The sequence below is a fragment of the uncultured Rossellomorea sp. genome, from assembly GCF_947488365.1.
GTDB lineage: Bacteria > Bacillota > Bacilli > Bacillales > Bacillaceae_B > Rossellomorea.
Genome location: NZ_CANKZT010000003.1, coordinates 96,523 through 109,958, shown reverse-complemented (window position 1 = coordinate 109,958; position 13,436 = coordinate 96,523). Strand labels below are relative to the sequence as shown.

The window sequence follows — 13,436 nt, the reverse complement described above, 5'->3', positions numbered from 1 at the left end:
ATGATAAAAATTGTATAACCTAATATTGAATAAGCTTTGATGGAAACAAGTAGCATACATTTCCCTGTTAAAGAGAGCCGGTGGTTGGTGTGAACCGGTACAAAGATGATTGGTGAATTTCGATTCCGGAGCTTCTTTTGACGAGATCAAAAGACGGTTAAGGCCGTTATGTGTGAAGAGTGATGAGAATTGTTTTCTCATAACTAGGGTGGTACCGCGATATCCAAATCGTCCCTACGATATGTAGGGGCGATTTTTTTATTTTGTTTGGCATCGGCTCCCCCCACACGTCAATAATACAGAAAACAGAAAGGAGAATGAGAATGAGTCAACGCGAACAATGGTCATCAAAGATTGGCTTTATATTAGCGGCAGCAGGGTCTGCGATTGGATTGGGGGCAATTTGGAAATTCCCTTATATCGCTGGTCAAAATGGAGGTGGAGCATTCTTCCTGATCTTCATTCTATTTACTTTATTACTCGGACTTCCATTACTATTGGCAGAATTCTCAATCGGACGGACAGCCGGAAGCAATGCCGTTGATTCGTATCGAAAAATCGCTCCTGGTACGCACTGGCACTGGGTCGGGATTCTTGGAATGGTTACATCCTTTATCTTACTTTCCTTCTACAGCGTGATCGGGGGATGGATTGTTGTTTATTTATTTAAAGCCATTACGGGTCAATTGAACAATCTTTCCTCTGACCAATACGCAGAAGTATTTGGTGCGACGATCTCAAATCCTGTAACAAGTGTATTCGTTCAATTCCTTTTCATCTTGATGACCATCTTCGTGGTTGCTAAAGGGGTTCAAAAAGGTATTGAGCTGGCCAGTAAAATCATGATGCCGGCATTATTTATTTTATTTATTCTCTTGGTCGTTCGTGCTGTAACCCTTGATAATGCGGTGGATGGAATCACATTCCTGCTGCAACCAGATTTTTCAAAAGTGACATCACAAACGATTTTGGAAGCGATGGGACAATCGTTCTTCACACTAAGTGTAGGTGTATCGGTGATGGTGACATACAGTTCTTATCTGCCGAAAACACAGAGTCTGCCCAGATCAGCCATTTCCATTGTGGCTATGAATATTTTCATTGTACTGTTAGCAGGATTGGCCATTTTCCCTGCGGTCTTTGCCTTTGATTTAGAACCTGGGGCTGGCCCTGTACTACTGTTTAATGTTTTACCAACCGTTTTCAGTCAAATTCCTTTTGGGATGTTCTTCTTTATTGCGTTCCTTGTTCTGTTCTTGTTCGCAGCGTTAACATCTGCATTCTCCATGCTCGAAATCATTGTTTCGGTCATTTCAAAAGGAGAACCTGAGAAGCGCAAGAAATGGTCTTGGATCATCGGACTTGCCATCTTTGTTTTCGGTATTCCGTCGGCATTATCGTTTGGGATTCTTGGGAATATCACGCTATTCGATAAGACCATTTTTGACTTGGCTGATTTCGCTGTCAGCAATGTGCTGCTTCCGATTGGATCACTGCTTATTGCACTGTTCGTACCTATGAAAATGAAGAAAACAGCACTTTACGAAGAGTTGAAGCAAGGAAGTGGATTGAAGCGGGGATTATTCGAAGCCTGGTTCTTCCTGATACGTTTTGTGGCTCCGTTGCTAATCGTTATTGTCATGCTTGATGTATTGGGCCTATTCTAATAAATGATAAAAAAGGGTTGACCTGTCAATAAGGTCAACCCTTTTTCGTTAGACCCCATACCCCATAATGACTCCGCATGCGAGCCGTTTCCCCGCATCTCCCGAGGGCTGGGATCTGTAGTCATCCGGGCTTTGATGGATGATGACCCCTTTGCCTATGACGTCTTTCACTTTGAATTTATTTGTAAAAAAGGACATTTTAGCGTATCCGTCATTTGAGAACAGTACAGGAAAATCACCCGCATGATTACCATGAGGCTGGTTCGTCGGATTCCAATGTCCCCCGGCAGAAGAAAAGGGTTCCTTTGGGTCCCCTATTTCACAGACTCCCTTTTCATGTAAGTGAAATCCATGAGGCCCGATCGGATTTTGATCACCTTTTCCTTCCCTATATGATGGTAAACCTGTTATCTCTGCATATACTTCCACCCCATTTTGCACTTCCCGAAAAAAAATATACCCTTGCAATCCTGGTGCTAATGGACCTCCCTGTATTTGAGCGAAGGCCATGTCAGGTGCGTTTCGATAATATGAATAGCCAGGATAGCCATACTGATAATAATTCATCATTGGTTCACCTTCCTTCAAGACATTTTATGTTGAAAGTGTGGATGACATGATGAAAATACCAGAACTTCTCTTTTTAACCAAACGTTTGTTTAACCTCTAAAAACCTTGTCTACGCAATGGTTCATCCTCTTAATCAAACGTTTGTTTAAATTTCGGCTAATGGGATTGATACATTGACGGCTAACCCGTAAGTCCTCACCCATTCTTCTATTGGATCCTACCTTTAAAAACTAAAAAAATCCCCACCCGTATGCTTAAAGAGAGAAAAATATGATTGGTTTTATTTTCCTACTACTATTATCCCTTTTCATTTTGTCCAAAAAATGTTATATTTTCAGAAACTTCAGATTTTTACTACGCAGTACCATTTTAGGAGGGATTGATATGCAAGGTGAAATTAGGTTAATTCCATATTTCATGGACGAAATGATTGTTGATGCAAATGAAATTCCTAAAGGCGTTGATTTAATCCAAGCTCCTAGTATGTGGAAGAATGGGTACAAAGGAAAAGGAACGACAATCGCTGTCCTGGATACAGGCTGCGATATGAACCATCCTGATCTGGCAGGGAAAGTGAAGGGATTCCGCAATTTCACCGACGATGATAACGGTGCTGAAGATAACGTTACCGATTATAGCGGACACGGTACCCATGTGGCGGGTACGATTGCTGCAAGTGAAAATGGTAATGGGGTTATCGGTGTTGCGCCACTGGCCGATTTATTGGTCATTAAAGTACTTGCAGGCAGCCGTGGAAGTGGAAAATACGATTGGATCGTGAACGGCATTCTGTATGCAATCGAACAAAAGGTGGACATCATCTCCATGTCATTGGGAGGCCCCACTGACCACAAGCCTCTGCACGAAGCGATCCAAAAAGCGGTGGATGCAAATATATCAGTTGTTTGTGCAGCAGGTAACGAAGGTGACTCAAATAGCAGTACCGATGAGTTTTCTTTTCCTGCTTGTTACAATGAAGTGATTTCTGTAGGAGCCATCGACCTTCAAAGAAAATCTTCTTACTTTACGAATTCTAATAATGAAGTTGACTTAGTGGCACCTGGTGAACAAATTTTGTCTACCATTCCTGGTGAAAAGTATGCTAAGCTCAGCGGTACCTCCATGTCGGCTCCACACGTGTCCGGCGCATTAGCCCTCATCAAAGAATTGGAGCAAATATCTTTTGACCGTAAACTTTCAGAAACCGAAGTGTATGCACAACTCATTAAACGCACCGTTCCACTCGGATTCCCAAAAACATTGGAAGGAAATGGTCTATTGTTTTTAACAGCACCTGACTTACTGAGAGAGCATTTAAGAAATCAGCCGTTAGCTCAGATTGGGTGATGGACTTTAGACTGGTTGATTTTTGGCTCATTTCTGCCTGAATGAAAAGAACCCCCAGCATAAATGCATTTATGCTGGGGGTTCTTTTCATTCAGGCGACCTTTCAGCTTTGCTCAAAGGCGAGTGAAACGTACGTTTCACTCGAATGAGCCAAAAATCGTGCACTCACTCTTCTTATTACTATACTGAAAAAGAACAGCCATTACTGACTGTTCTTATTGTACTACACAGCTTTTCTACTATTGTAGTCTGCTCTCAACTTGCTGACACACTTCATCAGCACTTAATCCGCTTGCTTCAATAACAGATCCTTGGGTAGCCACGTTTTGAATACCCATTACATTGGAATCCATTCCTGTCACTACGCAGCAGTCACAGCCATTTGCATCTGATTCCTGCTTAAGTTCAACAACGTCATGCCCCTTTTCACGTAAGGCTTGTACAACGTTCTGCAGGGATTGTTCAACACCAATTCTTCTTGTCATGCCTTTACACCTCCTGGTTCTACATATAGGTTTTTCTTTCAGGGAAAAAGATATTCGTCATTTATTTTTTATTTACTTGTTTGCCACTTTTTTTCTGACTTTGACTTTTTGAATTCCCTACCTGGATATCAGATCCGAATTCCACGTCATTCTTGGCTTTTTGCTTAGCCAACTGTTCAGATGTTTGGTCCATACTCTTCTTTCCTTGTTTAGACATTCTCATCCCTCCTCTGACTTTTATAGAATTAGAATCCCCATTTCCAGGCAAAATATTTGAGGAGCATTCGATTCATTTCTGAATGTTTATTTTTTCTCTTGTCTGGGTAAATAGCCTATATAACAACACACAAAAGGGTGGTATTTTAATGGATGAAGCAAAATTAAAAGAGTTAATTGATGGACTAAATGAAGATTTAGCTAATGAGTATGCTGCAGTTATTCTTTATACAAACTACGCTGCTGTTGTGAGCGGTTTATATCGTCAAATACTAAAACCGTTCTTCGAAGAGGAAATTCCTGATGAGCAGGGACATGCTTTATACTTAGCTGAAAAAATTAAAACATTAGGCGGAGATCCTACAACAACTCCGGCTTCTGTTAAGCAAACAGATAATGTGAAGGAAATGTTAGAGGAAGGCCGTAAAGCCGAGGCTGATACAATCGAGCGTTATAAGAAGCGTAAAGAACAAGCAGAAGAATTGGGTCTCGTCGAGCTCAGCATCAAGCTTGACGATATGATTGCAGATGAAACCCATCATCTTGAAGAATTCGATCGCTTACTAAAAGATCCTTCTTTTAACTGATATACGAAAAAAGGCCGCTATATGAGCGGTCTTTTTTCATGTGATGATTTGATAATCCTTCCATTCTTCAAGCAGTAATGACTGATATTTCTGTGACAGATAGCGGTCGTCAATCAATCTGAGGACTCCCGTATCCACCTCTGAACGGATGAGTCTCCCTCCGGATTGAAATACTTTATTTAACCCCGGGTATACATAGGCATAGTCGAATCCATTCAACCCCCGTTCATTAAAATAGTCCTTAATGATTTCATGATCCCTGCTTGGCTGAGGCAGACCTACTCCTACAACAATTACACCCTTTAATCGATCTCCTCTCAGATCGATACCCTCTGAGAAAATCCCTCCCAATACGGCAAATCCAATAACCGGGCGGTCTCTGCCGCTTCGATACTCATTTAGAAATTCCTCTCTGTCCACTTCTTTCATATTAGGCTCCTGAATGATGAAATCTGCATTCATTGCATCCTGATTCATTTCCTCGAAGGCTTCCTGCATATAGGCGTAAGATGAAAAAAAGACTAGATAGTTTCCTTTTTTCTCATTGAACGCTTCTGTAATGGAACGTGTAATCGAGGAAAGGGTACGATCTCTATCCTTAAATCGAGTTGAAATCGGATGGATCCCCACCTGCCATTGTTCTCTTTCAAATGGGGAAGGAATCAGAAACCGATAATCGTCTTCACTTCCACCTAATTGCTGAAAATAATATGAAAAAGGGTGAAGGGTAGCTGAGAAAAAGATCGATGAGTGAAAAGACTTGGTTATATGTTTAATAAGCTTTGAAGGGTCTATGCAAAAGAGCTTCACCTCTATTTCATTAGAGCTTTTAGTAATCACAAAGCGGTGCTCGTCAGAAAAGAGGTTGGCAATCCTCACAAAGCTTAACGCATCAAAGTATAACTGAAGAAAGCCTTCAGACCAATCTCCATCTGCTTCTCCCAAGCATTTTTCTGATGCCTCAACAAAACTTTCCACCGCATCGACTAATTGTGCATCCAGTTCAATCCGCATGTCTCCTTCTTGTTCATTTTTCAAACGGAGAAATTGTTTGTTGACCGTTGTCAAGCTCTGCTTTAACGCAACTTGCTCAGGATACATTCTTTTAATTTCTAAAAAAGCGGATTTTTTCAGGGTTGCTGAATACATTTCCCGTCCCCGGCCAACAAGATTATGTGCTTCATCAATGAGAAGAGTGGTCTTTTTCTTACTTTCTTCGCTTATTCTTTTTAAAGAAACTTTAGGGTCGAAAATGTAGTTATAATCACAGATGACACCGTCTGCCAAATAGGAAAGGTCGATTGAATATTCGAATGGGCACACCTTGTGCTTCCTGGCATACGATTCAACAATTGGACGTGTGATGGTGGTTTCACAGGTCAATATATCAATGAGCGCCCCATTAATTCGATCATAATAGCCATTGGCAAATTCACAATACTCTTTCTGACAAATCGTTTCTTCTTTAAAGCAGATTTTGTCTTTTGCCGTAATCGTAACGGTACGCTGTGACAAACCTTCCCTTTCTAATAGGAGTAGCGCTTCTTCTGCCACCGTACGGGTAATCGTTTTTGCCGTGACATAAAACCATTTCCCGCTCATTGCTTTAATGGTCGGGAATAAGGTTGAAATGGTTTTTCCTGTCCCCGTCGGTGCATTCGCATACAGGGATTTGGATTCAGCGACCGTTTTATAGACAGCACCAGCGAGCTTTTTCTGGCCTTTTCGATACACAGGATACGGAAAGCTTAGGTCTGCAATGCTCTTTAATCGACTATCCTGGTTTGTCAGTAACATGGAAGCAAATGGACTATAGGCAGCCAGGGTCTCGTCAACGATATGCTCCAGCTCTTCAAGGGTGTACGTGCGGATGAATGACTTCGTTTTTTCCGATTCAACCTCTATATACGTGAGCTGTACGCTAATATGGGTGAGCTGCTTTTCTTTCGCCAATAAGTAAGCGTAGCATTCTCCTTGTGCCCAGTGGACACGGGATCCTTCTTCAATCTGGGACAGGGTTCTTGCCGTTGACTTAATTTCTTCGACAATGACTTCTTTATTTTTATAGTGGATTCCATCACACCGGCCTTCAAGTTGATAGAGAATATCCTCAGCCACTCTTTCTCCCTTCAGAAAGACTTCTTTCTCATCACCTTCTTTGTATTCTTTTTGCAGTTTTTGATGTAGCTTTGTTCCGATGGTCATGGAGGAGCGGGCTTGAAACCTGACATCTATGCTCCCTTCTTTATACACAAACTCAACTAATTCCCTGATTGAGATCTTGACGCTTTTCATCATGTGACGTTTCACCTCGGGCTTTCTCACATAAATTATCATTCTAACTTTTTTTCAGTGAACATATATATTAGACAAGCTTTTTTTGGAACGGAGGATTCTGGAATGAAGGCAAGATTCATCTTTTACTGTATAGGATTACTATCGCTATCATTAGGTGTGTCCCTGATTATTAAAGGAGATTTGGGAGCGGCTCCGTGGGATGCACTTGCCGTAGGGGAGTCTACCTTGTTCCACCTTTCGATCGGGACATGCATCTTCATCAATGGATGTATTCTCATCTGTATAAACGCATTGTTATTAAAAGAACCCATTCAATGGTTAGCTGCGCTCTCGATCTTTGTGATTGGAATGATGGTTGATTATTGGATTTCGGTTGGCCTTAAAACACTTGAACCGGTAGGGTTTATTCAACAGTTGTCTCTCGTACTGACTGGCATTTTGCTATTGGGTATCGGAATCTCCATTTACCTTCAAGCCAAGCTTCCTTCAAGTCCGATGGATACCTTCATGGTGGCCATTCATCGCAGGTTCGGTTTGAATTTACGCAATTCACGTTTATTAAACGAAGCAATTGCCATTACGCTTGCCATGGTGTTTCATGGCGCTGTTGGCATTGGAACAGTGATTGTCGCCTGTACATTAGGTTTTATCATTCATATCTTCTATCCTATCATGGAACGTATGTACGGGAAATGGAGATGAAAGATTTTATTTTCCCTTATTTCTTAATTAAATCAAAAAAACACTTAGATGATTTCCTAAGCGTTTTGATTGTTCATATGCGTGTTTGCAAGATGCGAATCAAATTTTGCAACCTTGTCTCTGTTCAAAGGAAGATTGATTGTAACGACCGTTCCCTTATTAACAATGCTAGAATAATGAATATGGCCACCCATGGCTTCAATAATCCTCAGGGACACTGAGGTTCCTAAGCCAGTACCGTGGTCTTTTGTTGTAAAGAATAGTGTTCCAAGTCTGGCGATTTGTTCTTTTGTCATCCCTTTTCCTGTGTCTTCTACCGTAATGACTGCTTGGGTATGGGTGACTTCTAAATTTACGGCTACGTTTCCTTGAGGGGGAGTGGCCTCAATGGCATTCTTAATGATGTTGACGAAAGCCTGCTTTAATTTATTCCGATCCGTTAATAGAAAACCATCCTCTTTCAGGGCAGCATCAAGGTATACACCATCTTTCAGGGCATATGCGTTTAGGAGAACCGTAACATCTGAGAGAACATCTTTCACATTTACTTTCTCTAACTTTTCGAATTCCGGCTTGGCAAAATTCAAGTAATCATTGATGATCTCTTCCGCCCTTCCTAACTCACTTAATACAATCTTCAAATACTCATCATGATCCCCTGTCGCCTGTTTCTTCATTAATTGAAGAAACCCCTTGACGACGGTTAGAGGGTTCCGAACTTCATGAGCAATCGAAGCAGCCAGCTCTCCCAATGTGTTGAGCTTTTCAGATTTCAAAATTTCTTCCCGCAGCAATCGTTTCTCGATCATCCACTCATTGAGCTGTGCTGCAACTCCAACCCCTAACACCTGAATCCCACCGAATATAAGAACATAGATGCCCATTTCTTTATTACCTGAAACAGGAACACCCGAAATGAGAGCGAAGGAAAGAAGAATCCCTAACATCACCAGGGCAGGCCAGAATCCAAGTAACACGGCAAAAGTCACCCGTTTCTTTGGAGGAAACGTCCAGAAGCGGTTTGAAATAAGAAAAGGCAGGGTTCCTGCTAAAAACGCACTGATAAAACCGAAAACGATGGCGTCTCCGCCGTTAATCACCCGAGCGGTTAAAATAAAGATGAGTACAATGACCCCGGCTTTTCTCCCTCCATATAACATCGAAAGGACCAGTGGAATGTAACGGAAATCCCAATACAACCCGAAGCTTTCATAAGCAAAGATCAAGCACATAAACGCGGCGATCCCGTGTAATACGCCGATAAAAACAGGAGATTTCCCTAGCCTATGATTTTCAAGGAGTGAGGTTTGAATAAGAACGGGAGCCAATATAATCAACACATGTAATAATAATTTCTCGATAATCATCGAATTGTCTCCCACTAAATAAAGTCATTACTTTACACATACGACAAATTTCTCGGAAATCCTCTTTCCTCCTACACAAAATTAAGAAAAAAGTAATGGCAAAGGGACGGACCTAAGACATTTCTGTCGAGGCCCGCCCCTATGCGATTTTCATTTACACGAATGGGATCTGGAGGTCCGTCCCTCAGTTCAGTTTCCCTTTGTAAGTTAGGTCAGTTGGTTTGATGTGGTTGTAGTTGCCTTGGAGTATTTTTTGGATGTCTTGGATGGTGTCTTGGATATGGACGGTTTGGCCTTTTGTCTTGGTGAATTCTTCTGCTACGTAGAATGGCTGACTCAAGTAGGCTTCCAATCGCTCTCCTATATGAAAAAGTTCGAGATCTGCTTCAGGTATTTTATCTTTACCAATCGTATTCATGAGGACGCGTATTTCTTTGTAACGCCTTAGTAGTTTCTTTGCTTTCTTGTGAATAGCCGTGTGGCTTGCGTCCAGGGCATCGTCTTCTATTAATATCGATGTAGATTGTACGGGATGTATGGCTGGATAAATGCCCCTGGTAGCAAGGTCAATGTCGAAGTAACATAAGGTGTCGAGTGGACCGAACGGATCATCTTCATCGACCGCTTCTCCACTTGGGTCAAACAAAATCGTGGTGATTTCAGGGTAGTTCTCTGCTTCGAATCGTTCTCTTAATTCATATAAGTCCCCTGACACGATAAAAGAACGATCAATATATAGAAGGATGCTCTCTTTGTCCTCAACAAGGGCTACTTCTGCAAAGACATCGTCTATCGTGTGGCATTTCGAATCGCCGAATCCTTCAAGATCACTCAACCCGGGAAACGATTTACTTGATGTCAATAAAATCGATTGGTAGCCTTTGTCTTTCAGTACTTTCGTTAATTCTGCCAGTACAACAAATTGACCAACTTGTGATCTGGCCACAAATCCATTCGTACCACCTTGAACAATGGGAGCAAACAAATCAAGTGGTTTAATCCCCGTTTCAATCATACTTAATTTCCCTCCTTGAATAATTAATTCGTCCAGCGTGCAGTTGGCTAAATTCGCTAACGTTACCATCGTTTTCACCTCGGCGCGACCTACAGAAATTTTTCCGGTACACAAGTTCGATACCGTCGCAGCCCTTAGCCCTACCGTTTTGGCAGCTGACGTTAAATTGGGTACACGGCGCCGAAGCAACGATACATTCAACCTTAAATTCTCTTTCATGGTAAATATCCCCTCCTTACTTTAAAGAGTAATCTATTTTACTTCTAAAAGCAATAGTTATTTAACATTTAAACGTAATTTTTTTACTCTTAAAGGTAAACGAGATTTCATAAGGCTCTTTTAGAAGGCTGCTTTCGTACACATTGCAGCTATTTTCACAGAAAAAGCAGTCGTTTATTTCCGCTACAGGACGCTCGAACAAATTACCCTAATTTATTGTCCTAAATAAACCAGGTCGTACTTATAATAGAAAATAAGAATCTTCCCGAAAAAAGGATGACAGTTTATGAAAAATACGAATCCCGAAGTCTTAAAACCTTCTAAAAAACAGCGTCAAATCGTCATAACGATGGTCGCTGCTTTCCTTATGATATTTTCTACTTTCGTCTACTGGCTCCCCGTTAATAAAGTGAATCCACCACCATTCCTGCAAAAAGAAAATGGGGAGCCCCTTGTCATCGCTCACCAAGGCGGAAAACTTCTTGCACCCGGTAACACAATCGAAGCATTTCAGACTGCCGTTGATTTAGGAGTGGACGTCATCGAAACGGATATACATATTACGAAAGACGGCCATTTGGTAACGATTCATGATCCAACCGTTGATGCCACAACGGACGGCAGTGGATTTGTTAAAGATTACACGCTGAAGGAGCTTCAGCGACTTGATGCTGCTTACACCTTTCAAGATCTGAATGGTGAATACTCATTCCGCGGAAAGAATGTATACGTTCCTACTCTTGAGGAAGTGTTTCAACGGTTCCCAAACATGAGGGTTAACATTGAAATTAAAGACGACAATCCTGATAAAAGGATGGAGGAAATCGTACAGAAATTATTGAAGCTCATCCAGGAATATGATATGGAAGAAAATGTTCTCATCGCTTCATTCGATCAGAACATTATTAATCTATTTGAATCATACTCAAAAGGTAGAGTGGCCACTCAAGGAGGGAAACAAGAAGCGAAAAAATTCGTCCTCCTTCATACTTTTTTTCTGAGAAACCTTTACAACCCCACTGTCGATGCCTTCCAGCTTCCCCTTCAAGAAAGGAATATTGACTTAACCCGGCCCACATTGATCGAGGGAGCCCATCGTAAAGGCATTCACATTCATTATTGGACGATTAATGACAAAGAAACCATGGAAATGCTCGTAATAAGGGGAGCAGACGGTATAATCACAGATCGCCCTGATTTATTAATGGAAGTACTAAATAGGAGGTGAAAATCCCCTGTAAAAAATAGTCATTTCCCTCTATCATTCAGAAAGCGCATAAAGATTAACCCCCATAAATCAACAAAATAATTACAATTATATTTGTAATAATCATACTATTTACCTATATAGAAAAAAGTCAAACTCTGTTAGGCTTAAATTAAGTCAAATGACGAAAGAAGAATTAATATGACAGTAAATGTATTTTTAGACGATTATCGCCACTGTCCTCAAGGGTACATTCTCGCGAAAGACATCGATGAATGTATTGACCTGCTTCTGAATTTTTCTATCGCTCATCTTTCATTGGATCATGACTTAGAAAGCAAGACCCGTAATGGATTAATGCTCGTACACTATATGGTAGAAAAGCAGCTATTTGCAGAACGCATCACGATTCATTCCGCCAACTCTGTTGCAGGCAAACAAATGTTCAAGTATTTAAAAGAGGCTCAGAGTGAACACAAGATGCCTAAATCAATCAAGATTATGTTAAGACCTTTACCTCTAAGATGAGTTATCATATAAAAAAGAACTGTTCCGGGAACAGTTCTTTTTTTGTCCATTCATTTCAATTGGGTTTTTCTTACTTTATAATGAAGGCGACAGCCATTTATAAAAGAGGGTTAAATTATGGAGTTTTTGAAAAAATTTCAATTTGCAGGAGGCAGAATAGCCAAAACCGGTATTGCCGTTTTCTTAACGGCTCTTGTGTGTGAGTTTTTAAATTGGCCAGCGACCTTTGCCGTCATTACAGCCATAGTCACCATCGAGCCCACAGCCGCCAATTCTATCAAGAAAGCATTCATCCGTTTTCCCGCTTCGGCTATAGGAGCGCTATTTGCGGTGATCATTGCTTCCACGTTCGGGGATCGCCCCATTACATATGCACTGGTCGCACTGCTCACAATCATTACCTGCCACAAGCTTCATTTAGGCGCAGGCATCCTGGTCGCTACATTAACGGGGATTGCCATGATTCCCACCATACACGATCATTATGTAGCTACCTTTTTCATTCGCCTGGGTACGACCACCATCGGGCTGATTGTGTCTACATTAGTGAACTTGTGGATCCTTCCACCAAAATACTCGAAAACGATTACGACCAAGATTCATAATCTCTATTTCAAAACGGGCAATTTATTAGAAAAAAGAGGCTCTGAAGTTCTTCAGAATCACTCTCTTCACCGGGATACAAAATTGATCTTCAATGATATTTTAAGAGACATAGAATCGACGGACACCCTTTGCGAATATCAAAAGGAAGAATGGAAGCTTCACCGCTCCAGTCGTGAGGAATTGCGTTATTTCCATTATGAGTACAAAAAACTTAACCTTTTAAGGCAGATCCTTTTTCATATTGGGAACTTAATTTACTTACCGGTTCAGTATTCATTCAGTGAGGAAGAGAAAGATCGCATCTTACATGCCACCCAATCGTTAAAAAGCATCATGCATCATCCGTCGTTTCACATACCTGAACAACATTTCACTCTCATGAAAGATCTCCTGGAGGAATTCTGGGAAGATCAAGAGGGGCTTCATACGAAACCTTTTCAGTCCATGAAGCATCATTTTTCCTGTGAAACGGTCATGCTATACGAACTACTATCCATTCATGACCTGATAGAGGAGCTTAGTGAAATACATGTGTTAGAAGCTCAGCATCAAACTGTACTGGAGAAAACGTTACACCCATAGACACTCATAAAGGTATAGACAAATACTGTCTATACCTTTT

13 protein-coding genes and 1 other annotated feature are annotated in these 13,436 nt (G+C 41.2%); of the genes, 7 read left to right on the top strand and 6 right to left on the bottom strand.

What is annotated here, in order from left to right:
• Positions 1-27 precede the first annotated feature (27 nt).
• Positions 28-239, top strand: a binding site (T-box leader).
• An 84-nt stretch (positions 240-323) separates the two neighbouring features.
• Positions 324-1,667, top strand: coding sequence for a sodium-dependent transporter (locus tag Q1B03_RS11810; protein ID WP_299741389.1), 1,344 nt, complete (start codon positions 324-326; stop codon positions 1,665-1,667).
• A gap of 48 nt (positions 1,668-1,715) precedes the next feature.
• On the opposite strand, the gene Q1B03_RS11805 is transcribed toward Q1B03_RS11810, so the two are convergent.
• On the bottom strand, positions 1,716-2,234 hold the full coding sequence (locus Q1B03_RS11805; RefSeq protein WP_299742621.1) for a superoxide dismutase family protein: 519 nt from the start codon (positions 2,232-2,234) through the stop codon (positions 1,716-1,718).
• Between the two features lie 387 nt (positions 2,235-2,621).
• On the opposite strand from Q1B03_RS11805, the gene Q1B03_RS11800 reads away from it, so the two are divergent.
• The gene (locus Q1B03_RS11800) at positions 2,622-3,584 is read left to right on the top strand and encodes a S8 family peptidase (RefSeq protein ID WP_299741388.1); all 963 of its coding nucleotides are present in this window, start codon (positions 2,622-2,624) and stop codon (positions 3,582-3,584) included.
• Positions 3,585-3,823: 239 nt separating this feature from the next.
• Here Q1B03_RS11800 and Q1B03_RS11795 read toward each other — a convergent pair whose 3' ends face one another.
• Positions 3,824-4,069: a YkuS family protein gene (locus Q1B03_RS11795; RefSeq protein WP_044339096.1), complete on the bottom strand. Its 246-nt coding sequence runs from the start codon at positions 4,067-4,069 to the stop codon at positions 3,824-3,826.
• Positions 4,070-4,130: 61 nt separating this feature from the next.
• Positions 4,131-4,286, bottom strand: a complete 156-nt coding sequence (locus Q1B03_RS11790) for a hypothetical protein (RefSeq protein WP_172655736.1) — start codon at positions 4,284-4,286, stop codon at positions 4,131-4,133.
• A 148-nt stretch (positions 4,287-4,434) separates the two neighbouring features.
• Between Q1B03_RS11790 and Q1B03_RS11785 the strand changes: the two genes are divergently transcribed.
• Entirely contained in the window at positions 4,435-4,872 is a 438-nt protein-coding gene (locus tag Q1B03_RS11785; RefSeq protein WP_299741387.1) for a ferritin-like domain-containing protein, read from the top strand.
• A 36-nt stretch (positions 4,873-4,908) separates the two neighbouring features.
• Here Q1B03_RS11785 and Q1B03_RS11780 read toward each other — a convergent pair whose 3' ends face one another.
• Entirely contained in the window at positions 4,909-7,170 is a 2,262-nt protein-coding gene (locus tag Q1B03_RS11780) for an ATP-dependent DNA helicase (protein WP_299741386.1), read from the bottom strand.
• 102 nt (positions 7,171-7,272) lie between these two features.
• On the opposite strand from Q1B03_RS11780, the gene Q1B03_RS11775 reads away from it, so the two are divergent.
• On the top strand, positions 7,273-7,872 hold the full coding sequence (locus tag Q1B03_RS11775; protein WP_299741385.1) for a YitT family protein: 600 nt from the start codon (positions 7,273-7,275) through the stop codon (positions 7,870-7,872).
• A 56-nt stretch (positions 7,873-7,928) separates the two neighbouring features.
• Here Q1B03_RS11775 and Q1B03_RS11770 read toward each other — a convergent pair whose 3' ends face one another.
• The gene (locus Q1B03_RS11770; protein WP_299741384.1) at positions 7,929-9,239 is read right to left on the bottom strand and encodes an ATP-binding protein; all 1,311 of its coding nucleotides are present in this window, start codon (positions 9,237-9,239) and stop codon (positions 7,929-7,931) included.
• A gap of 184 nt (positions 9,240-9,423) precedes the next feature.
• Positions 9,424-10,473: a hypothetical protein gene (locus Q1B03_RS11765; RefSeq protein WP_299741383.1), complete on the bottom strand. Its 1,050-nt coding sequence runs from the start codon at positions 10,471-10,473 to the stop codon at positions 9,424-9,426.
• Between the two features lie 286 nt (positions 10,474-10,759).
• Here Q1B03_RS11765 and Q1B03_RS11760 point away from each other — a divergent pair, with 286 nt between their 5' ends.
• The 3 genes from Q1B03_RS11760 (at position 10,760) to Q1B03_RS11750 (ending at position 13,396) form a co-directional block, all read left to right on the top strand.
• Complete coding sequence (locus Q1B03_RS11760; protein ID WP_299741382.1) at positions 10,760-11,701, top strand: glycerophosphodiester phosphodiesterase; 942 nt, start codon at positions 10,760-10,762, stop codon at positions 11,699-11,701.
• 180 nt (positions 11,702-11,881) lie between these two features.
• Complete coding sequence (locus tag Q1B03_RS11755) at positions 11,882-12,208, top strand: cyclic-phosphate processing receiver domain-containing protein (protein ID WP_148995071.1); 327 nt, start codon at positions 11,882-11,884, stop codon at positions 12,206-12,208.
• Positions 12,209-12,325: 117 nt separating this feature from the next.
• Positions 12,326-13,396, top strand: coding sequence for an aromatic acid exporter family protein (locus tag Q1B03_RS11750; RefSeq protein WP_299741381.1), 1,071 nt, complete (start codon positions 12,326-12,328; stop codon positions 13,394-13,396).
• Positions 13,397-13,436 lie beyond the last annotated feature (40 nt).